This is a genomic window from Paraburkholderia sp. A1RI-2L (genome assembly GCF_048957375.1).
Taxonomy (GTDB): Bacteria; Pseudomonadota; Gammaproteobacteria; order Burkholderiales; family Burkholderiaceae; genus Paraburkholderia.
The window spans coordinates 2,679,447-2,701,546 of the sequence record NZ_JARBTA010000001.1 but is presented as its reverse complement, the minus strand read 5'-3'; the positions used below and the strand labels follow the sequence as shown (position 1 = coordinate 2,701,546).

The 22,100-nt window shown below is 65.2% G+C and carries 21 protein-coding genes; 8 read left to right on the top strand and 13 right to left on the bottom strand.

Annotated elements, in window-relative coordinates; genetic code table 11:
- Positions 1–105: 105 nt before the first annotated feature.
- On the bottom strand, positions 106–1,149 hold the full coding sequence (locus tag PWP93_RS12365) for a rod shape-determining protein (protein WP_004189550.1): 1,044 nt from the start codon (positions 1,147–1,149) through the stop codon (positions 106–108).
- A gap of 380 nt (positions 1,150–1,529) precedes the next feature.
- Between PWP93_RS12365 and gatC the strand changes: the two genes are divergently transcribed.
- From gatC to PWP93_RS12340, 5 genes are all read left to right on the top strand, one after another.
- A complete protein-coding gene (gene gatC, locus PWP93_RS12360; protein ID WP_028217261.1) occupies positions 1,530–1,829 on the top strand; it encodes an Asp-tRNA(Asn)/Glu-tRNA(Gln) amidotransferase subunit GatC in 300 nt (99 codons plus the stop codon).
- 165 nt (positions 1,830–1,994) lie between these two features.
- Positions 1,995–3,485 (top strand): Asp-tRNA(Asn)/Glu-tRNA(Gln) amidotransferase subunit GatA, encoded by a 1,491-nt coding sequence (gene gatA / locus PWP93_RS12355; RefSeq protein WP_421044672.1) that lies wholly within the window; start codon positions 1,995–1,997, stop codon positions 3,483–3,485.
- A 3-nt stretch (positions 3,486–3,488) separates the two neighbouring features.
- Positions 3,489–4,964, top strand: a complete 1,476-nt coding sequence (gene gatB / locus PWP93_RS12350) for an Asp-tRNA(Asn)/Glu-tRNA(Gln) amidotransferase subunit GatB (RefSeq protein ID WP_421044671.1) — start codon at positions 3,489–3,491, stop codon at positions 4,962–4,964.
- A gap of 114 nt (positions 4,965–5,078) precedes the next feature.
- Entirely contained in the window at positions 5,079–5,915 is an 837-nt protein-coding gene (locus PWP93_RS12345; protein WP_421044670.1) for a PPK2 family polyphosphate kinase, read from the top strand.
- 86 nt (positions 5,916–6,001) lie between these two features.
- On the top strand, positions 6,002–6,784 hold the full coding sequence (locus PWP93_RS12340; RefSeq protein WP_421022680.1) for an exodeoxyribonuclease III: 783 nt from the start codon (positions 6,002–6,004) through the stop codon (positions 6,782–6,784).
- 36 nt (positions 6,785–6,820) lie between these two features.
- Here the strand turns inward: PWP93_RS12340 and PWP93_RS12335 are convergent, their stop codons facing one another.
- The 8 genes from PWP93_RS12335 to argB all read right to left on the bottom strand — a co-directional run bounded on the left by PWP93_RS12335 (position 6,821) and on the right by argB (position 14,726).
- On the bottom strand, positions 6,821–7,999 hold the full coding sequence (locus PWP93_RS12335; protein ID WP_421044669.1) for a M48 family metallopeptidase: 1,179 nt from the start codon (positions 7,997–7,999) through the stop codon (positions 6,821–6,823).
- Complete coding sequence (locus tag PWP93_RS12330; protein ID WP_421044668.1) at positions 7,996–9,438, bottom strand: AmpG family muropeptide MFS transporter; 1,443 nt, start codon at positions 9,436–9,438, stop codon at positions 7,996–7,998. The genes PWP93_RS12335 and PWP93_RS12330 overlap by 4 nt, the downstream gene beginning before the upstream one ends.
- Positions 9,439–9,565: 127 nt before the next feature.
- Positions 9,566–10,174 (bottom strand): methionine biosynthesis protein MetW, encoded by a 609-nt coding sequence (gene metW / locus PWP93_RS12325; protein WP_421044667.1) that lies wholly within the window; start codon positions 10,172–10,174, stop codon positions 9,566–9,568.
- Entirely contained in the window at positions 10,171–11,316 is a 1,146-nt protein-coding gene (gene metX / locus PWP93_RS12320; protein ID WP_421022684.1) for a homoserine O-succinyltransferase MetX, read from the bottom strand. Before metX ends, metW begins: the two co-directional genes overlap by 4 nt.
- Before the next feature lie 256 nt (positions 11,317–11,572).
- Positions 11,573–12,154, bottom strand: coding sequence for an HdeD family acid-resistance protein (locus PWP93_RS12315; protein WP_421022685.1), 582 nt, complete (start codon positions 12,152–12,154; stop codon positions 11,573–11,575).
- A 47-nt stretch (positions 12,155–12,201) separates the two neighbouring features.
- On the bottom strand, positions 12,202–12,891 hold the full coding sequence (gene slmA / locus PWP93_RS12310) for a nucleoid occlusion factor SlmA (protein ID WP_421044666.1): 690 nt from the start codon (positions 12,889–12,891) through the stop codon (positions 12,202–12,204).
- A gap of 76 nt (positions 12,892–12,967) precedes the next feature.
- On the bottom strand, positions 12,968–13,741 hold the full coding sequence (locus PWP93_RS12305; RefSeq protein ID WP_421045080.1) for a pyrimidine 5'-nucleotidase: 774 nt from the start codon (positions 13,739–13,741) through the stop codon (positions 12,968–12,970).
- An 85-nt stretch (positions 13,742–13,826) separates the two neighbouring features.
- Positions 13,827–14,726: an acetylglutamate kinase gene (gene argB, locus PWP93_RS12300; RefSeq protein WP_421022687.1), complete on the bottom strand. Its 900-nt coding sequence runs from the start codon at positions 14,724–14,726 to the stop codon at positions 13,827–13,829.
- 307 nt (positions 14,727–15,033) lie between these two features.
- Here argB and PWP93_RS12295 point away from each other — a divergent pair, with 307 nt between their 5' ends.
- Entirely contained in the window at positions 15,034–15,264 is a 231-nt protein-coding gene (locus PWP93_RS12295; RefSeq protein ID WP_421022688.1) for a cysteine-rich CWC family protein, read from the top strand.
- A 32-nt stretch (positions 15,265–15,296) separates the two neighbouring features.
- Here PWP93_RS12295 and PWP93_RS12290 read toward each other — a convergent pair whose 3' ends face one another.
- On the bottom strand, positions 15,297–16,994 hold the full coding sequence (locus PWP93_RS12290) for a hypothetical protein (RefSeq protein ID WP_421044665.1): 1,698 nt from the start codon (positions 16,992–16,994) through the stop codon (positions 15,297–15,299).
- Positions 16,995–17,112: 118 nt separating this feature from the next.
- On the opposite strand from PWP93_RS12290, the gene PWP93_RS12285 reads away from it, so the two are divergent.
- Entirely contained in the window at positions 17,113–18,534 is a 1,422-nt protein-coding gene (locus tag PWP93_RS12285; RefSeq protein ID WP_421022690.1) for an ATP-binding protein, read from the top strand.
- A gap of 17 nt (positions 18,535–18,551) precedes the next feature.
- Positions 18,552–19,094: a response regulator transcription factor gene (locus PWP93_RS12280; RefSeq protein WP_322061294.1), complete on the top strand. Its 543-nt coding sequence runs from the start codon at positions 18,552–18,554 to the stop codon at positions 19,092–19,094.
- A 136-nt stretch (positions 19,095–19,230) separates the two neighbouring features.
- On the opposite strand, the gene hslU is transcribed toward PWP93_RS12280, so the two are convergent.
- The 3 genes from hslU to dksA form a co-directional block, all read right to left on the bottom strand.
- Positions 19,231–20,580, bottom strand: a complete 1,350-nt coding sequence (hslU, locus tag PWP93_RS12275; protein WP_421044664.1) for an ATP-dependent protease ATPase subunit HslU — start codon at positions 20,578–20,580, stop codon at positions 19,231–19,233.
- 27 nt (positions 20,581–20,607) lie between these two features.
- Entirely contained in the window at positions 20,608–21,144 is a 537-nt protein-coding gene (gene hslV, locus PWP93_RS12270) for an ATP-dependent protease subunit HslV (RefSeq protein ID WP_421044663.1), read from the bottom strand.
- Between the two features lie 327 nt (positions 21,145–21,471).
- Entirely contained in the window at positions 21,472–21,891 is a 420-nt protein-coding gene (gene dksA / locus PWP93_RS12265; RefSeq protein ID WP_027815854.1) for an RNA polymerase-binding protein DksA, read from the bottom strand.
- Positions 21,892–22,100 lie beyond the last annotated feature (209 nt).

The following is a 22,100-nucleotide window of genomic DNA, read 5'->3' as shown; positions in this document are numbered from 1 at the left end:
GCGGCGGTGTGCGTGCCGCCGCAGCCAAGTGTGCTTCAATTGCGCAGCCTTTGCCCGTAGCCGGGCACTGGCTGGGCACTGCGGCTATGCAACGCGGCAGCGCGCTTACTCGTACGAGAAGATGCTGCCGAGCTTGTCCATGCGCTCGAGCGCCATGCCCGAGCCGCGCACCACGCAGGTGAGCGGATCTTCTGCCACCAGCACCGGCAGGCCGGTTTCCTCGGCGAGCAGACGGTCGAGGTCGCGCAGCAGCGCGCCGCCGCCCGTGAGCATCATGCCGCGCTCGGCGATGTCGGCGCCCAGTTCCGGCGGCGTTTGCTCGAGGGCGATCTTCACGGACGAGACGATCTGGTTCAGCGGGTCGGTGAGCGCTTCGAGGATTTCGTTGCTCGAAATCGTGAAGCTGCGCGGAATGCCTTCCGACAGGTTGCGGCCCTTCACTTCCATTTCCTTGACTTCGGAGCCGGGGAACGCCGAGCCGATTTCCTTCTTGATGGCCTCGGCGGTTTGCTCGCCGATCAGCATGCCGTAGTTGCGGCGGATGTAGTTGACGATGGCCTCGTCGAACTTGTCGCCGCCCACGCGCACCGAGCCCTTGTAGACGATGCCGCCGAGCGAGATCACGCCCACTTCGGTCGTGCCGCCGCCGATGTCGACGACCATCGAGCCGGTGGCTTCCGAAACCGGCAGGCCCGCGCCGATGGCCGCGGCCATGGGTTCTTCAATGAGATAGACCTGCGAGGCGCCGGCGCCGTGCGCGGCTTCCTTGATCGCGCGGCGCTCGACCTGGGTGGAGCCGCACGGCACGCAAATGATGATGCGCGGCGACGGCGAGAACATGCGCGATTCGTGTGCAGTCTTGATGAACTGCTTGATCATCTGCTCGGTGACGGTGAAGTCGGCGATCACGCCGTCCTTCATCGGGCGGATGGCTTCGATGTTGCCCGGCACCTTGCCAAGCATCTGCTTGGCTTCCTTGCCGACCGCCTGGATCGTCTTCTTGCCGTTGGGGCCGCCTTCCTGGCGAATGGACACGACCGAGGGTTCGTCGAGGACGATGCCCTTGCCGCGCATGTAGATCAGGGTGTTGGCGGTGCCGAGGTCGATCGCGAGATCGTTGGAGAAATAGCTACGCAGAAAACCGAACATTCAAAAATCCTGTCTCGCTTGTGGCCGACCTTGGGACGAGCGGGTCACGGGGCGGCAGCGGAAAAAATAACAGCCTCAGGACGGGCGGAAAGCGCCGCCGCGAGGAGCCTGAAACTGCGGGAATGGTTACCGGAGTTGGCCACGCTGGGCGCCGCCTGAGCGCTCATTGCAGCGATCAGGGATGAAAGGCGGGCGCAAGGCGGTCCGGGTTTGAGTCGAACGCGTAATGATACCTTATAATTTTGCCTGTTTTGCAGGATCCGAAGGGCAGTTTTTGACTTCGTCGAAGCTTTTCTCTACCCCCGGATCCGGGGCGATAAACCGCTGTTGCAGCACTGATTTTTCCGCACTGCCTCAGCCTCTTTTTTTCCGGTGACCGCATGGCCCTGACCCTGACCGATGTGAAGCGCATCGCGCATCTTGCGCGCCTCGAACTGGCCGAAGCCGAGGCCGGCAATACGCTCGAGCGCCTGAATAACTTCTTCGGGCTCGTCGAGCAGATGCAGGCCGTGGACACGACGGGCATCGCGCCGCTCGCGCATCCGATCGAGCAGATCGAAGACGTCGCGCTGCGACTGCGCGAGGACGCGGTAACCGAAACCGTGGACCGCGACGCCTTTCAGCGCCCCGCGCCCGCGGTACAGGACGGACTTTACCTCGTGCCGCGCGTGATTGAGTAAACACGCGCTAATTTCCCGTCATTTTCGATGAAGTTCGAGTTAGATAACCTTAACTTCACGAATACGGAAACCCGAATCCGGCGCAGCCCGTACTCGCGTGCGAGGCGCCCCCGGCGGCGCGAAACGTTGTGGACGCGCCGTTACGTTCTTCCAGGAATCACGACAATGCATGACAAAAGTTTGACCGAATTGCGCGCCGCACTGGCCGCAAAGGCATGCTCCGCCGTCGAACTGGCTCAGCATTTTTTGAGCCGAATTGATGCGAATCAAGATCTGAATGCCTTCGTCGACGTCAATCCCGAGCTCACGCTCGCGCAGGCCAAAGCCGCCGACGCGCTCATCGCGGGCGGCAACGCCGGCCCGCTGACCGGCATTCCGCTCGCGCACAAGGACGTGTTCGTCACGCGCGGCTGGCGCTCGACCGCCGGCTCGAAGATGCTCGCCAATTACGTGAGCCCGTTCGACGCGACCGTCGTGACGCGTCTCGAGCGCGCGGGCATGGTCTGCGTCGGCAAGACCAACATGGACGAATTCGCGATGGGCTCGTCCAACGAGAACTCGCATTTCGGCGCGGTGAAGAACCCGTGGGACAAGCAGGCCGTGCCGGGTGGCTCGTCGGGCGGCTCGGCAGCTGCCGTGGCCGCGCGCCTGGCCGTGGCCGCGACCGGCACCGACACGGGCGGCTCGATCCGTCAGCCCGCGTCGTTCTCGGGCATCACGGGCATCAAGCCTACCTATGGCCGCGTGTCGCGCTACGGCATGATCGCGTTTGCGTCGTCGCTGGACCAGGGCGGCCCGATGGCGCACAGCGCCGCCGACTGCGCGCTCCTGCTCAACGCGATGGCGGGCTTCGACGAGCGCGACTCCACGAGCCTGCAACGCGACGACGAAGACTACACGCGCCACCTCGGCCAGACGTGGAGCGCGAACGCAACGGCTGACAAGCCGCTCGCGGACCTGCGCATCGGCCTGCCGAAGGAATACTTCGGCGCGGGCCTCGCCGACGACGTGCGCGCGGCCATCGACGCCGCGCTCAAGGTCTACGAATCGCTCGGCGCCATGCTCGTGGAAGTCACGCTGCCGAAGACCGAGCTCTCGATCCCCGTTTACTATGTGATCGCGCCGGCGGAAGCCTCGTCGAACCTCTCGCGCTTCGACGGCGTGCGCTTCGGCCATCGCGCGGCCGAGTACACCGACCTGCTCGACATGTACAAGAAGTCGCGCGCCGAGGGCTTCGGCCACGAAGTGAAGCGCCGCATTCTGGTGGGCACCTACGTGCTTTCGCACGGCTACTACGACGCTTACTACCTGCAGGCGCAGAAGATCCGCCGCATCATCGCGCAGGACTTCCAGGAAGCGTTCAAGCAGTGCGACGTCATCATGGGGCCGGTGGCCCCGAGCGTGGCGTGGGATCTCGGCGCGAAGGGCGACGATCCTTTGCAGATGTATCTCGCCGACATCTACACGCTCTCCACGAGCCTCGCGGGCCTGCCCGGCATGAGCGTGCCGTGCGGCTTCGGCGCCGGTGCGAACGCGCAACGTCCGGTCGGTCTGCAGATCGTCGGCAACTATTTCAACGAGGCCCGCATGCTGCAGGTCGCCGACGCTTTCCAGCGCGCGACCGAATGGCATCGCAAGGCGCCGGCAGGGGTGTAAAGCATGAGCACGCAATGGGAAGTCGTTATCGGTCTCGAGACGCACGCGCAATTGTCGACGGCGTCGAAGATCTTCTCGGGCGCATCGACGCAATTCGGCGCGGCCCCGAACACGCAGGCCTGCCCCGTCGATCTCGCGCTGCCGGGCGTGCTGCCGGTGATGAACCGCGGCGCGGTCGAGCGCGCGATCCGCTTCGGCCTCGCGATCAACGCGACGGTTGCGCCGCGCAGCATCTTTGCGCGCAAGAACTACTTCTACCCGGATCTGCCGAAGGGCTATCAGATCAGCCAGTACGAGATTCCGGTCGTGCAGGGCGGGCAGATCACGATCCAGGTGCCCGCCAACGAAAAGGCCGGCAAGGAAGCGTACGAGAAGACCATCAATCTCACGCGCGCGCACCTCGAAGAAGACGCGGGCAAGTCGCTGCACGAAGACTTCGCGGGCATGACGGGCATCGACCTGAACCGCGCCGGCACGCCGCTGCTCGAGATCGTCACGGAACCTGAAATGCGCAGCGCCGCCGAAGCGGTGGCATACGCGAAGTCGCTGCACACGCTGGTCGTGTGGCTCGGCATTTGCGACGGCAACATGCAGGAAGGCTCGTTCCGCTGCGACGCGAACGTTTCGGTGCGCCCGGTCGGCCAGAAGGAATTCGGCACGCGCGCCGAGATCAAGAACCTGAACTCGTTCCGCTTCCTCGAAGAAGCGATCCAGTACGAAGTGCGCCGCCAGATCGAGCTGATCGAAGACGGCGGCACCGTGGTGCAGGAGACGCGTCTGTACGACCCGGACAAGCGCGAGACGCGCTCGATGCGCAGCAAGGAAGACGCGCACGACTACCGCTATTTCCCCGACCCCGACCTCATGCCGCTCGTGATCGATGCGACGTGGGTCGAGCGGGTGAAGGGCGAGATGCCCGAGTTGCCCGCGACGATGCAAACACGCTTCGTCGAGCAGTACGGCGTGACGCCGTACGATGCGAACGTGCTCACGTCGAGCAAGGCGATGGCGGCGTACTTCGAAGCGGTCGTGGCGAAGACCGGCGCTGCCCAGGCGAAGGCCGCCGCGAACTGGCTGATGGGCGAAGTGTCCTCGCAGCTGAACCGCGAAGGCCTCGACATCGGCGCCTCGCCGGTCTCGGCCGCGCAGTTCGCGCTGCTGCTCCAGCGCATCGCCGACGGCACGATCTCGAACAAGATCGCCAAGGAAGTGTTCCAGGCGATGTGGGACGAGAAGGCCGCAGACGTTGCCGCAGCGGATCGCATCATCGAAGCGAAGGGCCTCAAGCAGATTTCGGATACGGGCGCGCTCGAAGCGATCATCGACGAGGTGCTCGCGGCGAACCAGAAGTCGGTCGAGGAATTCCGCGCGGGCAAGGAAAAGGCGTTCAACGCGCTGATCGGCCAGGCGATGAAGGCCACCAAGGGCAAGGCCAATCCGCAGCAAGTCAACGAACTGCTGAAGAAGAAGCTGGGCTGATCGAGCCGGGCTGGCGTTCGGGTTGACGCAAGTCGTTGTGGGGCGGCGTCGCGCGCATGGCGTGCGGTGCCGCCTTGCCGTTTCAGGGTCCAGCAACAAGGAGGAGTGCAGCGCATGGCGAAGTCCCCGAGTCTCGACGATTACCGTGTGCCGTATGCCGGCGACAAGAAAGCGGAGAAGTTCGCGCCCGAGGCGATCGACCCGACCGCGAAGCCGTTCTCGACCGGCAGCAAGGATGGCGACCGCGAGCGCCTCGCGGAAATCGGCGCAAGGCTCGACGAGCTGCAGGAGCGCCTGCATGCGCAGCGTCACCATCGCGTGCTGCTCGTGCTCCAGGGCATGGACACGAGCGGCAAGGACGGCACCGTGCGCGGCGTGTTCCACGAGGTCGACCCGCTCGGGCTGCGCATCGTGCCGTTTCGCGCGCCTACGCCCATCGAGTCGGCGCACGACTTCCTCTGGCGCGTGCATATGCAGGTGCCCGCCGCCGGGGAACTGGCCGTCTTCAACCGCAGCCACTACGAAGACGTGCTCGTGCCGCGCGTGATGCGCCAGATCGACATGGACGAATGCGAGCGCCGCTACCGGCAGATCCGCGACTTCGAGGCCATGCTCGTGGAGAACGGCACGACCATCATCAAGTGCTGGCTGCATATTTCGAAAGACGAGCAACGCCGCCGCATCCAGGCGCGCATCGACGACCCCACCAAGCACTGGAAATTCGATCTTTCCGATATCGAGGCGCGCAAGCACTGGGACGCCTACCAGGCGGCGTATCGCGATGCGCTCGCGGCCACGTCGACGGAAGTCGCACCGTGGTACGTGATTCCCGCCGATTCGAAGACGCATCGCAATGTGATGGTGGCCGAGTTGCTGCTGCGTCTGATGGACGGACTGAAGCTCGAGTTTCCGCCGGCCAAGGCCGAGCTCGCGGGCGTGAAGGTCGAATGACGCTTCGGAGCGACTGCAGAGCGACGCCAGGGCGGCTCAATGCGCTCCCCCATCTCCCAACCGCGCAAATCAAAAGGACTGAAGACATGCTGCGTGTGATCACCGCGAACCTCAATGGCATCCGCTCCGCGGCGAAGAAGGGTTTCTTCGAATGGTTCGGCGAGCAGAACGCCGACGTGCTCTGCGTGCAGGAAATCAAGTGCTCGCAGGACGACATGACGCCCGAATTCATGGCGCCGCACGATTTCAAGGGCTATTTCCAGCACGCCGTGAAGAAGGGCTATAGCGGCGCGGGCGTCTACACGCGCCATGAACCCGACGATGTGATCATCGGCTTCGGCAGCGAGGAGTTCGACGTGGAAGGCCGTTACGTCGAGACGCGTTTCGGCAAGCTCTCGGTGATTTCGGTGTACGTGCCGTCGGGTTCGAGCGGCGAGGAACGCCAGCAGGCGAAGTACCGCTTCATGGACGCGTTCCTGCCGCATCTCGAAGCCCTCAAGCGCGAGCGCGAGGTGATCCTGTGCGGCGACGTCAATATCGTTCACAAGGAAATCGACATCAAGAACTGGAAGGGCAACCAGAAGAATTCGGGCTGCCTGCCCGAAGAGCGCGCTTGGCTCACCAAGCTTTTCGACGACGTGGGCTACGTCGACGTGTTCCGCACGCTCGATCCGCGCCCCGAGCAGTACACGTGGTGGAGCAACCGTGGCCAGGCCTACGCGAAGAACGTGGGGTGGCGCATCGACTACGAGATCGCGACGCCCGGCATCGCGGCGACAGCGAAGCACACGTCCATTTTCAAGGACATCAAGTTCAGCGACCATGCGCCGCTGACCATCGATTACGACTACAAGATCAAGAAGCGCTGAGCGCGTAGGGCGGCTCGAGGCCGCCTCGCGCGCTCGTCAGGGCGCAGCTGTGGCCGTCACCTTCGAGCGCTTCGGCACCGGAATGCCCTGATAGTCGGACAGGCTGGCCAATGGCTTGCCGATTGCCTTCGCGTAGAGCGGCATCATGTCGACGAGCCGCTTGGCGATGTCCGCGCGCCGCGCCGGCGGATACGGATGCACGTAAATGAAGCCCTGGTCGCGGTCGGCGCGCGTGGCCGTGGCGAGCTTGTCCCAGACCGTGAGCGCCGCGCGCGGATCGAAGCCCGCGCGGGCGGCGATGTCGCTGCCGATCACGTCGGCTTCGGTTTCGTCGTCGCGGCCATAATGCATCTCCACGAGACGCGAGCCGATGCCGAGCGGGAACATGCCGAGATCCGCGAGCCCGAACAGTTGCGGCACCACGCCCGCCTCGATCTGCGCGGCCTGCTGCTCGCCGAGCCGCTCGCGCACATGCTCGCGCACCGCATGCGCGATCTCGTGGCCGAGCAGCATGCCGAGTTCGTTGTCGTTGAGCTTCACGCGGTCGAGCACGCCGCCGTACACCACGATCTTGCCGCCCGGCAGACAGTACATGCGGATGTCCGGCGAGCGGATCACCGCCACTTCCCACTTCCAGTTTTTCACGCGATCGCTCCATTTGAGCGCATAGGGCGCGAGCCGGTCGACGAGCTGGCGCACGCGCTGCGCGTGCGGATCAGAGTCGGGGTAGAGCAGTTTCGAGTGCGCTGCGCCGCGCACGATCTCGGTGTATTCGGCAGCGGCCTGCGCTTCGAGCATCGGCGACGGGATCAGGTTGCGAAACGCCGCGATGTTGCCAAAACGCACGACGCGGCCCGTGTTCGGTCCGCCGGACGTGGCGTTGGCGGACGCAGAAGCACTGCCGGCCTGCGCCTGCGCTGGCTGCGCATTCGCGCCGGAAGTAGCCGCAGCTGTGCCGATGGCCTCGGCCGCGCTCGCGAGCGCGGCCGGCGTGGAGGGCACCGAGGTCGAATTGGCCGGGACGCTCGCCGATGTGCTCGCGGATCCATTCGCGCTAGAACTGCCGGCAGCGGCCTCAGCGGCGCCGGCAAGACCCGCATGCAGGACACCCCACATGGGCAGCGCTGCGGCGAGCGCCCGCGCGAGCGTGCTGCTCCACCCCGGACGGTGATGCGTCGGGTGGCGGGCGGGCACGGCATGCTGGCGGGACTTCACTTCCGGATTCTCCACGGGGCGATACGAATGAGCAGCAGCATACCCGGTACCGCGAGCACCGTGCAGACGATGAAGTAATCGAACCAGCCGATCTTCGCGACCACATAACCGCTGGCTGCGGACGCGAGCGTGCGCGGCACCGAGGCGAGGCTCGTGAACAGCGCGAATTGCGTCGCCGTATAGCGCGGATCGGTGGTGCTGGCGATATACGCGGTGAACGCGGCGAGCGTGAGGCCGGTCGCGAACGTCTCGAGGCCGTAGACGAGCGCGAGCGCGGCGGCGCGCGGGTCAAGCGCGAGCTGCGCGTGCAGGCCGACGGCGCTGGCGAGTTGCGCGACGCCATGGAGGGCGTCCTGAATGAGCGCGAGCGTGAGGGAGCCCGGGCCGAGCTGCGCGAGCCAGGCGAAGCCGAGCGTCGAGACCATCTGCAGGAAGCCGAAGATCCACAGACCGCGTCCGATGCCGATCTTCACGAGCGCCACGCCGCCGATGATGCCGCCCGCGAGACTCGCGCCGAACGCGGTCATCTTGGCGATCACGCCGATCTCGGTGCGCGAGTAGCCGATATCGAGGAAGAACGACGTCGAAAGCGTCGTGGCCATGGTGTCGCCGAGCTTGTACAGGAAGATGAAAGCGAGCACGAAGAGTGCCGCGCCCAGACCGTCGCGTTTCACGAATTCGGCGAACGGCTGCACGATGGCTTCGCGCAGGTTCTTCGGCGGCGCGCCGTGCACTTCCGGCTCGCTCACCACCAGCGACATGATCATGCCGGGAATCATGAACACCGCCGTCACGACGAACACGGTGCTCCACGGCAGATGATCGGAGAGAATCAGCGCGAGCGAACCCGGCACGAGCGCCGCGATCTTGTACGCGTTCACGTGCACCGCATTGCCGAGGCCTTGCTCGGTGTCCTTGAGCAGCTCGCGCCGGTAGGCGTCGATGGCGATGTCCTGGCTCGCGCCGAAGAACGCCACGAGCGCGGTGAGCGCGGCCACGGTCCAGATCGACTCCTTCGGCGAAACGAAGCCGAGCGTGGCAATCGCCCCCGCCACGAGAATCTGCGTGACGAGCATCCAGCCGCGCCGGCGCCCCGGGCGCCAGCCGGGCAGACGCGGCACGTAACGGTCCATGAGCGGCGCCCAGACGAACTTCCACGTATAGGGGAACTGGATCAGCGCGAACAGGCCGATTTCCTTGAGGTTGACGCCTTCCGAGCGCAGCCACGCCTGCACCAGATAGACGAGCGTAAAGAGCGGCAACCCCGAGGTGAAGCCAAGAAACACGCAGATCAGCATGTGCGTATTCAGGTACGCGCGCCAGCCGGGGTGGTCTTCGTGTGCGTCCAGGTTGTGTGATGCCAGAGGCGTCTGGGTTACATCGGACGCCTGGGACGTCTGCGGGGTGTCCGTGGCGGCCTCTTGGGGCGGATTCTGCATGGGGTCCGGGATATCGGCAGAGTGTCGTCGGAGGGCGGCGGCGCGGTGACCAGCGGGTGACCAGCGTGGTTTGCTGGTCGGTGATCCGTGAAGGGTGCGCGACACCGCTGCCGGTGTCGCCGCTTTCTCACGCTTTCTTCACGCGATAGACCGCAAGACTACCACGCCAGTTCACGCCCCATCGAACCGTCTGGCCTCCGTGCAGCACGGCGCGGTCGAGAATCTCGATGCCGACCTCGGGCGCGAGCGCCTCGAAGTCCTTCACCGTGAGCACGCGCACGTTCGGCGTGTTGTGCCACTGGTAAGGCAGCGACTTCGAAACCGGCATGCGCCCGTTCAGCACCGAAAGGCGGTGTGGCCAGTAGCCGAAGTTCGGGAACGAGACAATGCACTCCTTGCCCACGCGCGCCGTCTCGCGCAGGATCGCGGCGGTCTGGTGAATGGTCTGCAAGGTTTGCGAGAGGATCGCGAAGTCGAAGCTCGCATCTTCGAATAGGCGCAGGCCGTCCTCGAGATTCTGCTGGATCACGTTGATGCCGTTGCTCACCGAGGCGAGCACGCCCGCGTCGTTGAGCTCGATGCCGTAGCCCGTGCATTCGAGCTCTTCAGCGAGCAGCGAAAGCAGCGCGCCGTCGCCGCAGCCGAGGTCGAGCACGGTCGAGCGCGGCTCGACCCAGCGCGCGATCGTGCGAAAGTCGGGACGGGCCGAAAGACTGTCGAATGCGCTCTGGTTCATGCGCCCACCTCGTTGGCAATGCGTTCGTAATAAGCGCGCATGACGCCGTGATAGCGCGCGTCGTCGAGCAGGAAGGCGTCGTGGCCGTGCGGCGCGTCGATCTCGGCGTAGGTCACCTGGCGCTTGTGGTCGAGCAGCGCCTTCACCAGTTCGCGCGAGCGCGCGGGCGCGAAGCGCCAGTCGGTGGAAAAGCTCGCCACGAGGTACTTCGCCTTGGTGTGCGCGAGCGCGCGCGTGAGATCGCCGTCGAAGTCCTTCGCGGGATCGAAGTAGTCGAGCGCGCGCGTAATGAGCAGATACGTATTCGCGTCGAAGTAATCGGCGAACTTGTCGCCCTGGTAGCGCAGATACGACTCCACCTCGAACTCCACGTCGAAGTTGAAGTTGTAGTCGTTCACGGCGCCCTCGGCGCGGCGCAGCGCACGGCCGAATTTGGCGGCCATGTCGTCGTCCGAGAGATAGGTGATGTGGCCGATCATGCGCGCCACGCGCAGGCCGCGCCTGGGCTTCACGTTGTGCGCGTAGTAGTCGCCGCCGTGGAAGTCGGGGTCCGAGAGGATCGACGAGCGGGCCACTTCGTTGAACGCGATGTTCTGCGCCGAAAGCTTGGGCGTGGAGGCCACCACGATGCAATGCCCGAGGCGATCGGGATAGCGCAGGCTCCACGCGAGCGCCTGCATGCCGCCGAGGCTGCCGCCCATCACCGCGGCAAACTTCTCGATGCCGAAGCGGTCGGCCACGCGTGCCTGGGCGTCCACCCAGTCTTCCACCGTGACCACCGGAAAGCGCGCGCCCCACGGCTTGCCCGTGGCGGGGTCGACGCTCATCGGTCCGGTCGAGCCGAAGCACGAGCCCAGATTGTTCACGCCGATCACGAAGAAGCGGTTGGTGTCGAGCGGCTTGCCGGGGCCGACCATGTTGTCCCACCAGCCGACGTCTTTGGGGTTGTCCGCGTAGACGCCCGCGACATGATGCGACGCGTTGAGCGCGTGGCAGACGAGCACCGCGTTGCTGCGCGCGGCGTTGAGCGTGCCGTAGGTTTCGACCACGAGGTCGTACCCGGCGAGCGCCGTGCCGTTCTGCAGTTGCAGGGGCTCGTCGAAATGCAGTGTTTGAGGAGCGACGATGCCGATCGATTCCATTCGTTCCGCCTGGGTTTCTGGGCGGCTAAACGGCGTCGGCGGGCGCGCAGTGCGGGCGCAGCTGACGACCTCTTTAGCCGCATTTATATCGAACCTCAGGCCGATGCCTGAAGTTCACGCGCCCGCAATCGAGTCAGCAAATCGGCGCGTGGGTGATGCACAACGAGCGCAAAGTATAACGGAAAACGCCTGGGCACAATGACGCGGACGAACCGGCGCTCCCGCAGCCGCCCGCCCGCGCGCATGCCTCGCGGGCTCAGACGCCGCGCGGATGGGCGTTGTGCCAGCGCCGCAACTGGAGCGACGCGACGATCATCAAGATGCCGTAAAGAACCGCAAAGCTGGCGATCAGCCAGATGAGCGAGAGTGCACCCGCGCCCGGGAACATGACGATAAAGATGCCCAGTGCAACGGAGAGCACCCCCGAGAGGCCGACCACCCACGGATGCGCAATTGCATGCCGGTACTGGATGGCGTAGACGATCTCGAAGAAGCCCACGGCGAGCGCCCAGAAGCCGATGATCATCACGAGGATGATGGCGGTTTCGCCGGGCCAGAAGAATGCCACGAGCCCCGCGAGCACGCCGATCGCGCCCACGAACACGTATGACCAGCGCCGCGAGCCGCCGCCGCGCGCGCCATAGAGCAGCGCGAAGGCGCCGTCGACGATTGCGTAAGCGCCCCAGACGAGGGCGAGCGTGAGCACGGTGAGGCCGGGCCAGGCGTAGGCGAGCACGCCGAACAGAATGGCGGCGATGCCGCGTGCGAGCAGCCAGCCCCAATGGGCGGAGAGGCTGGCGAGAATGGGCAGGGCGGCGGGAGGCGTCGGTCGGTTCATGCGTGTTTTCCTTGTCGGCCAGACCGCGCCTCGTGGGCGCCGTCCGGCTATTGAAGAATCACGCGGATCTGCTCGTCGGCATGCTCGCTGGGGGAGCGCTTGAAGCCGCTTTGCGCGTAACGGTGCCAACTGCCGATGACATAGCGGACGAGGAGATTGGCGCGAACAGCGGGATCGTAACCGGTTTTCGAAACGCGCCCGTCGGCCGTGCCGCCTTCGGCCTGCGCTTGCTCAGCCAGGCTCACGCGCAGACACTGGCGCAGCGTGGCCTCGATGCGGTCGAGCATCTGGTTCACGCGCTCGGCGAGGCGCTCATGCTCGCCCACGAGCGCTTCGCAGGTCAGCACGCGCGTCATGCCGGCGTTCTTCGCCGAAAATTGAAGCAGCATCAAGGCAATCGCGCGCGCCTGCAGCGCGCCGCTCGGCTCCTTCGCGACGATCTGGTTGATGAGCTGGAACAGCGTCTGCTCGATGAAGTCGATGAGGCCCTCGAACATCTGGGCCTTGCTCGCGAAATGGCGATAGAGCGCGGCTTCAGAGACGTTCAGGCGCGCGGCCAGTGCGGCGGTGGTGATCCTCTCCCCCCGCGGCGCTTCGAGCATCGAGGCGAGCGTCTGGAGAATGTGCACGCGGCGCTCGCCCGGCTTTGGACGGCTGCCGCGCCGAGGCGCGGCGTCTGGAGATTCGGCTGCTGCGCTTGCCGCCACGGCGGCGTCACGCGTTTCGGTCGGCTGCATGAAGGTCGCCCCCTGAGTGCGGCCCGCAGGCTGCGAATGCGCCCGGCCGCTTGAGTCTTGCCGTTGGTCCTGCCGTTTATTGTCGCCTGCTGCGCAATGCCCCGCTGCGCAGACCGCGTCCGAGCGATTTTAGCGAACGAACGCAATGATCGACATAGTGGGGCCGCCCGCCGCTCGCCACGTGTGCGGGTAGATGCCCCGTGATCCAGACCGTGCGGATGCCGAGGCGCTTGTAGCGCTTCAGATGCCCGCGCGTGTCCTCGACGAGGATCGCGTCGGCGAACGCGACGCGCGCATCGCGCAGCGTCTTGCGCAGCATCGTGTGGTCGGGCTTGGCGCGCCAGCGGTCGCGCGTGCGCATGTGCTCGATCGCCACGACGCGCTCGAACTGCCGCTCGATGCCGAGCGCCGCGAGCACCGCGTGCGCGTAGTCGGCGGGGCCGTTGGTCAGCACGATCTTGCGACCGGGCAGCGCCGCGAGCATGCGCGCGAGGCCGCGCTCGGCGCGCAGCATCGCGGGCAGGTCGTCGAAGGTGTGCACGACCTTCAGGAAGTCGTGCGGATCGATTCGATGATGGCGCGTGAGGCCCAGCAGTGCCGCGCCGTATCGATGCGTGTAGCTCGTGCGCAGATGGTTCGCGACGTCGCGGCTCACGCCGAGCGCGTCGATGATGTACTGCGTCATGCCCCGGTTGATGGCCGGGAAGATCGCGTGCGAGGCGCAGTGCAGCGTGTTGTCGAGGTCGAAGAGCCAGACGGGGGCGCCATGGCTCGGGGCGCTGTCGCCGGCGCTCCAGTTGCGCTGCCCGGCATGCAACGGCCGGCGGCGAAGCGGGCGTGAGACGTTCATCATGCGAAGGTTGGCGTTGCGCGGGCGCCGCGCGAGGGGAGGAGGGCGCCGTGGCGGAATCGCCCGTGCGGCGCCCGAAGCCGATTCAGTGCGAGCGGATCATCGTGCCGAACGGCTGCTCGGTCAGGATTTCGAGCAGCACCGAGTGCTCGATGCGGCCGTCGATGATGTGCACCGAGCGCACGCCGCTCTTGGCCGCGTCGAGCGCCGACGAGATCTTCGGCAGCATGCCGCCCGAGATCGTGCCGTCTTCGAAAAGCGCGTCGATCTCGCGTGCCGAAAGGTCGGTGAGCAGATTGCCTGCCTTGTCCATCACGCCGGGGATGTTCGTCATCATCACGAGCTTCTCGGCGTTGAGCACCACCGCGAGCTTGCCCGCCACCAGATCGGCGTTGATGTTGTACGAGAGGCCGTCCTCGCCGAAGCCGATCGGCGAGATCACCGGAATGAACGCGTCGTCCTGGAGCGCCTTCACGACGGCTGGGTTGATCGCGTCGACTTCGCCCACCTGGCCGATGTCGATGTACTGACCGGGGTTGTCGCGGTCCGGCATCATCAGCTTGCGCGCGTGGATCAGGCCGCCGTCCTTGCCGGTCAGGCCGACCGCGTGGCCGCCGAAGTGATTGATGAGCGTGACGATGTCCTGCTGCACCTCGCCGCCGAGCACCCACTCGACGACTTCCATGGTTTCTTCGTCCGTGACGCGCATGCCCTGGATGAACGTGCCTTGCTTGCCGATCTTCTTGAGCGCCGTGTCGATCTGCGGGCCGCCGCCGTGCACGATGACCGGATTGATGCCAACGAGCTTGAGCAGGATGACGTCGCGCGCGAAGCCCTGCTTGAGCCGCTCCTCGGTCATGGCATTGCCGCCGTACTTGATCACGACGGTCTTGCCGTGATACTGGCGGATGTAGGGCAGCGCTTCAGCCAGGATTTCGGCTTTCAGGGTGGGCGCGATCTGCGAGAGGTCGATGGGCTCGGACATGGCGGCGGGACTGGACAGGAAAACGGAGCGGAAAACGGGTGAAAATAGGCGCGCTCGCGAAAGCGCGGTTGAAACAGGGCGAATTGTACAGGACTGGCGCGGTGCAACAGGGTTTTCGGCACGGCGGCGCAAGAGCGTGCAACAAGGTGGCGCCGGGGCGTTGGGTTGCGCACAATTGAAGCGAATTTTGAGCGATCGCACGCTATTTTCACTAAAATGCGTACGATGAGTGGGCCACAGGCGGCTGTGCGGTCCTGTGGCATCATTTTCCCATCACTGAATCCGGCCTCGCCAGGAGCGCGCCGCCATGACCGCCCCCGCAAGCCCTGCCCATGCCGTGAAGCGCGCGCGTTGCCCGCGTTGCGGCAGTGTCTTCGATTGCGGCAGGGACACCGACCCCTTCGACTGCTGGTGCAAGACGCTGCCCGCCGCGCCGGCGAGCCAGCTCGACCCGCGCGGACGCTGTCTGTGTCCCGAGTGTCTTGCCGCTGCCGTTGCCGCGGGGGCGGCGGCCCGGGGCGCTGGCGAAAGCCGCTGAGTCGCCGGGCCGCTGAGCCATGCAATACGCCGTCATCGTGCCTGCTTTGCCCGATGCTCGCCGGCGAGTTTCGCGAGGTCGGCGCTCACCTCGTCCAGAACGGGCTCCCACTCGCGAAACCGCTTTTGCCGATACAGCGTCGTGTGCGGATACCACGGGCTGTCGCGCCGCTCCAGTCCCCAGACCCAGTGCGGGTTCACGTCCAGCAGCACCCACGTGCGCCGACCCAGCGCGCCCGCCAGATGCGCGCTCGACGTGCAGACCGAGATCACGAGATCGAGCGAGTCGACGAACGCTGCGGTGTCGTCGAAGGTGCGCCACTCGGCGCTGAAATCCGCGATCTCGAAGCCTGCCTTGCGCACGGCCTCGATCTCGGCGCCCGCGCCAGGCTGCAGTGAATAGAACGCCACCTCAGGTAGGGCGGCTGCGAAATTTGCTGCGAACTGTGTTGCGAAGTGCTCGAGTCCAATGCGCCGGAACGGATTGCGTTTGTGCGTGAGGCTGCCCGTCCACGCGAGCCCGACCTTCAGGCGCCGCTCGCCCGCGAGCCGCTCGCGCCAGCGCGCCGCTGCGGCGGGGTCCGGCGCGAGATAGCGCGCCGGACCTGGGATCGTGTCCTCGCGCGTGCCGAAAATCAACGGCAGGCTCAGCAGCGACACTTCGCAGTCGTAGGTCGGCAGCGTGGCGACCGGGCCGCCCACACAGTAAAGATCGCAATGTCCGCCCAGGCTGCGCGAGAGCAGCGCGCCCATCTCCGGAAACGAATTCCAGACCAGCCGGCCGCCTTCGCGATGCACTCGCTCGGCGAGCATCGGCACATAACGGCAGAACTGCAGCAGGTCGCCCTTGCCTTGTTCGCCCCACACCAGCAGCGTGCGGCCGGCTAGCGGCTCGCCCCGCCATTCGGGTTTGGGGAAGGCCGGGCGGCCGCCGGCCAGCTCGCTCGCCCCCTGCCAGCGCACCTCGTGTCCGTGCCAGCCCTCGGCAAAGTTACCGCGCATGAGCTGGATCATCGACAGGTTAAGGCGCATCGATGCGTCGTTCGGCGCATACTGGCAAGCGTTGCGCGCGGCCAGTTCGGCTTCGTCCCATTGCTGGGCTTCCCGGCACGCCATCGCGTAATTGTTCGCGGCCAGCGCGCTATGCGGCGCGAGTGCAAGTGCCCGACGACCCGCCGCTAGCGGGCGCGCGATGTCGGTGTCGGTGGGCAGCACCCGGCTGAGATTGATCCAGGCATTGGTGTCCTCCGGGTTTGCCGCGACGGACTCTTCGAGCAATGCCAGGATTTCCCGGCTATTGCGTTCGATATTGACTTGTACCAAGGCGCCAGCAAGATTGTTTCGCAAACTGGGAAACGTTCGCTGGATCGCGAGTGCATGGCGGTAGGGCGGGAGTGCTTCTGCGTGGCGGTTGGCGAACTGCAGCGCAAGCCCGGCGGCGAACCATGCGGCGGCGCGCTGCGGTTCGAGTCTCGCGATCGCGGCGCTCAGGCGGATGGCCTCGCTGGCCAGTGCGGGCTCCCGGGCGCTGGCTGCGATGAGCATCAGCGCATCGTCGTCGAGACCGCGCAGCGAGGCGCGCATTTTCGCCAGCAGTTCGCGGGCCACTTCGGTTTCGCCATCGGTCGAGGCTTCGGTTGCTTCAACGGTTGCTTCAACGGTTGCGGCATCGACGAAATCGAGAAAGAGGTCGCGCACGTGTGCAAGCGTGCCAGGAAGAAGAGTTTGCATTTGACCAGGTCACCCTGTCGGAAAATGTCACATCGAATGTAGCCAGAGGATGACTTAGATTGAAGCAAACCTTTTCAAGATAATGAATCAGACGAGTCCGAACAGGTAAACTGGCACGATGCATCGCATAACCGTCAGTGCTAGCGTCAATCTCAGCCATTTGTTCTGGCTGCGCAGTCTCGCCATCATCGGCCAGCTCTGCACGATCGCCTTTGTGCAATTCATGTTCGGCGTGACGTTGCCGCTGCCCGCGATGCTGTTCGTGATCGCCATGGAAGTGGCGTTCAACGGCGTGACCTGGCTGCGCGTCACGCAAGATCGCCCTGAATCCAATCTCGAATTGTTCGGCCAGATCTGGGTCGACCTGGGCGCGCTCTCCGCGCTGCTGTTCCTTTCGGGCGGCACGACCAATCCGTTCGTTTCGCTCTATCTGCCTTCGCTCGCCATCGCGGCGGCCGTGCTGCCGTGGTATCTCACCGCGTGGCTCGCGTGCTTCGCCGTGGCTTGCTACATACTGCTCGGGTTCGACAACGTCCCGCTCAATCTCGACAATCCCGCGAATCTCTTCGATTACTACCGCGGGGGCATGTGGGTGAACTTCATGGTGAGTGTGGCGCTCATCGTGTGGTTCGTCGCGCGCATGTCGCGCGCGCTGCGCCAGCGCGAAGCCGCGCTCGCTGACGCGCAGCAGCGCCTCCTGCGCGACGAACGCGCGGTCGCGCTCGGCGTGCAGGCAGCCACGGTCGCGCACGAGATCGGTACGCCGCTCTCGAGCATCGCGATGCTGACCGAAGAACTGCGTGACATCGCCCGCACCGACAAAGGGCTCCAGCCGTATGGCGCCGACCTCGAACTGCTCGACAAGCAGATCACGCTGTGCACCTCGGCGCTCGCGCGCCTGCGCAGTCGCGCGTCGTCGGCGGGCAGCCGCCAGGCCGTGAGCGAATGGCTAGGGCCGTTCGTCGAGCAATGGCGGCTGCGCCATCCGCACGTAAAGTTCGAACTCCTTGGTAATGCGCCTGCCGAATTGTGTCTCGACGACACCGTTGCGGTCGGCCAGATCCTCACGATCCTGCTCGACAACGCCGCGCGCGCGAGCCGCGACTTCGTCACGCTGCGCGCAACGACGCGCGCCGGCTACATCGATTTCGAGGTTTGCGATGCGGGGCCGGGCATCCCGGCGGCGCTGCGCGCGTCGCTTGGCGCGGCGCCCGTGGAAAGCACGCAGGGCGGTCACGGCGTGGGGCTGTATCTCGCGTTTTCGTCGGCGGCGCGGTTGGGCGGTTCGATCGATCTCGGCGATGCGGGCGCCGTCGCCGGGAAAGACGCCGCGCTCGACGCCGGGCAGCCTGACGCAGGCGCGCGCGAGGTGCCGGGCGCGGGCCAGGCTGCTGCGCGCCCGCGCAAATGGCGCGGCACGCGCGCAGTGCTGCATGTGCCGGCGAAGACAGAGACCCGGGCGGGCGAGGCGGCTAGCGCAGGCGCGGCGGCGCAGAGTTCGGAAATTGGCGAAGGGCCAGGCCGGCCCGACGCCGCCTGATAACACGGAGAAGCAGTATGAGCGATATGAATTTCCTGGTGATCGACGACGACGAGGTGTTTTCCGACATCCTGACGCGCGGCCTCACGCGACGCGGCTACCAGGTGCAGCAGGCGCACAATGCCGAAGAAGCGATTCGTTTCGCGAATCAGCAGAAGTTCTCGCAGATTACCGTCGACCTGCATCTCGGCAACGACTCGGGTCTTTCGCTGATCGCGCCGTTGCGCAACCTGCAGCCCGATGCGCGCATGCTCGTGCTCACGGGTTACGCGAGCATCGCCACGGCGGTGCAGGCCGTGAAGGATGGCGCCGACAACTATCTCGCCAAGCCCGCGAACGTGGAAATGATTCTCACCGCGCTGCAAGGCGACGCCAGCGCGCTACAGGCCGAGGCGGCCATCGAGCATCCCGCGCCGCTATCGGTCGCGCGCCTCGAATGGGAGCACATTCAGCGCGTGCTGGCCGAGCACGGCGGCAATATTTCGGCCACGGCGCGCGCGCTCAACATGCATCGGCGCACGCTGCAGCGCAAGCTCGCGAAGCGGCCGGTGCGCCAATAAGCGCAAAAGCGCGCGCAAGCCACGCGTAAAAGAAAAGGGGCTCCGCCAGTGTGCGGAGCCCCTTTTTCGTTGTACGCCCGCACACGCGGCGGGCTTCGATCAAGTTCGCGCGTTTTACCCGCGCGCCCACAAACCGTTACAGCACATAGCGCGAGAGATCCTCATCCTGCGCGACTTCGCCGAGCGCCTTGTCGACATAGGCCGCATCGATGACCACGCTCTGGCCCGCATGATTGCCGGCCGCGAACGACACGTCTTCGAGCAGCTTTTCGATGACCGTATAGAGACGGCGCGCGCCGATGTTCTCGGTCTTCTCGTTGACGGCGTAAGCGATTTCCGCGAGGCGGCGAATGCCGTCGTCGGCGAAATCGAGTTGCACGTCCTCGGTGGCGAGCAGCGCCTGATATTGCTTGACGAGGCTGGCGTCGGTGGCGACCAGAATCGCTTCGAAGTCCTTCACGGAGAGCGAATCGAGTTCGACGCGGATCGGAAAGCGCCCTTGCAGTTCGGGAATCAGATCGCTCGGCTTCGAGAGATGGAACGCGCCGCTCGCGATGAACAGGATGTGATCGGTCTTCACCATCCCGTACTTCGTGTTGATGGTCGTGCCTTCGACGAGCGGCAGCAGATCGCGCTGCACGCCCTGGCGCGAGACTTCGCCGCCGCTGCCTTCGTTGTTGCGCGAGGCGATTTTGTCGATTTCGTCGAGAAACACGATGCCGTTCTGCTCGACGTTCTGCACTGCCTTGGTCTTGACCTCTTCGTCGTTGAGCATCTTGGCCGCTTCTTCGTCGGTGAGGACCTTGAGCGCTTCCTTCACCTTGAGCTTGCGGCGCATCTTTTTGCCACCGCCGAGATTGGCGAACATCGAGCGGATTTGCTCGGTCATGTCTTCCATGCCCGGCGGCCCCATGATGTCCATGCCCACTTGCGGCTGCTCGACGTCGAGCTCGATTTCCTTGTCGTCGAGCTGACCTTCGCGCAGGCGTTTGCGGAAGGTCTGGCGCGTGGCGTTGTCGCCTTCGCTTTGGCCCGGTTCGGCCGACGAAGAGCCGAAGCCCACCGGGCGCGCGCTCGGCAGCAGGATGTCGAGGATGCGGTCTTCCGCTTGATCGGTGGCCTTGCTGCGCACCTTGCGCATTTCCGACTCGCGCGTTTGCTTCACCGAGATTTCGATCAGGTCGCGCACGATGCTGTCCACGTCGCGGCCCACGTAGCCCACTTCGGTGAACTTGGTTGCTTCGATCTTGATGAAGGGCGCGTCGGCGAGCTTGGCCAGACGCCGCGCGATTTCGGTCTTGCCGACGCCAGTCGGCCCGATCATGAGGATGTTCTTCGGAGTGATTTCCTGGCGCAGCGGGTCGGCCACCTGCTGGCGGCGCCAGCGGTTGCGCAGCGCGACGGCCACCGACTTCTTCGCCTTCGTCTGGCCGATGATGTGCTTGTCGAGTTCCGAGACGATCTCGGCGGGGGTCATGGTGCTCATCCTGATTCCTTCTCGTCTGTGCGGCGGTTACTCGATGGTTTCGATCACGCGGTTGTGATTCGTGTAGATGCACATGTCGCCCGCGATCTGGAGCGATTTTTCGACGACCTCGCGCGGCGAGAGTGCAGTGTTCTCCACGAGCGCGCGGGCCGCGGCCTGCGCATACGCGCCGCCCGAGCCGATTGCGCAGATGCCTTCTTCGGGGTCAAGCACGTCGCCGTTGCCGGTGATGACGAGCGTAGTGCTGGCGTCGGCGGCGATCAGCATGGCTTCGAGGCGGCGCAGCATGCGGTCGGTGCGCCAGTCCTTGGCGAGTTCGACGGCCGCGCGCGTGAGATTGCCTTGATGCTTTTCGAGCTTGGCTTCGAAGCGGTCGAGCAGCGAGAACGCATCAGCCGTGCCGCCCGCGAAGCCCACCATCACCTTGCCGCCGTAAATGCGCCGGACCTTCTTCGCGCCACCCTTCATGACGATGTTGCCGAGAGTGACCTGGCCGTCGCCGCCGAGCGCGACCTTGTCGCCGCGCCGCACGGATACGATCGTCGTGCCGTGAAATTGCTCCATGTGCGTTCCTTTTTACCGTTGATGCCAGGCAGAGGCTGGTGCGACGCGGCCTTTGCAGCCGTGCCGCATTGTCGGATTCGGTACACGCCGCTCTAGTCGCGCGGGGCGCGCGAGCGAGCGTATCGAATGGAGTTTAGGGCGGCAGCGGGCAGTTCAAGGGCTCGCGGCGCAGAAATCGAGATAACCGTGAGACAAGCGTGGGAGAAAGCCGGGCGCGAACGCCTGCGCAGCGTCAGATGCAAATAAAAAAGCGCACGGGACTCCGTGCGCTTCGACTAGGAAGGCAGAAAATTCCGGCACCCGCCGCGCGGCGGCGCCGGCAGCCAATCAATCGCCGAACAGCTTCTGGCGCAGTTCGCGGCGCTCTTGCGCTTCGAGCGAGAGCGTGGCGGTCGGGCGTGCGAGCAGACGCGGAATGCCGATCGGCTCGCCGGTTTCCTCGCACCATCCGTAATCGCCCGATTCGATGCGCGCGATCGATTGCTGCACCTTCTTCAGCAGCTTGCGCTCTCGGTCGCGCGTGCGCAGTTCGAGCGCATGCTCTTCCTCGATCGTCGCGCGATCGGCCGGATCTGGCACGATGACCGTTTCGCGCAGATTCTCGGTGGTCTGGCCCGCATTGCGGAGGATCTCCGCCTGCAGCTGTTCGAGCCGGTTCTTGAAGAAGGCGAGCTGATCCTCGTTCATGTAATCCTTGTCGCTCATCTTCAGGATTTCGGCTTCGGTCAAGAGTCGTTTCGTCGTCATCTGGCTTGCTTCTTCAATGAGTGAGGCAAAACTGGCACATCTTGCCTGCACTTTTGTGTTGCCCGCAGTGGCTTCTCCCACTTTACCGCGCGCTGTATCGCGCCAATGTGCGCGCCGGCGAGACGGGACGATGAACTGTCGTGACGCCTAAGCGCCGCTGCGGGGCCGAACTCCTCTGGAAACCGTTTTTAGATGCTCCTGAGGCATAT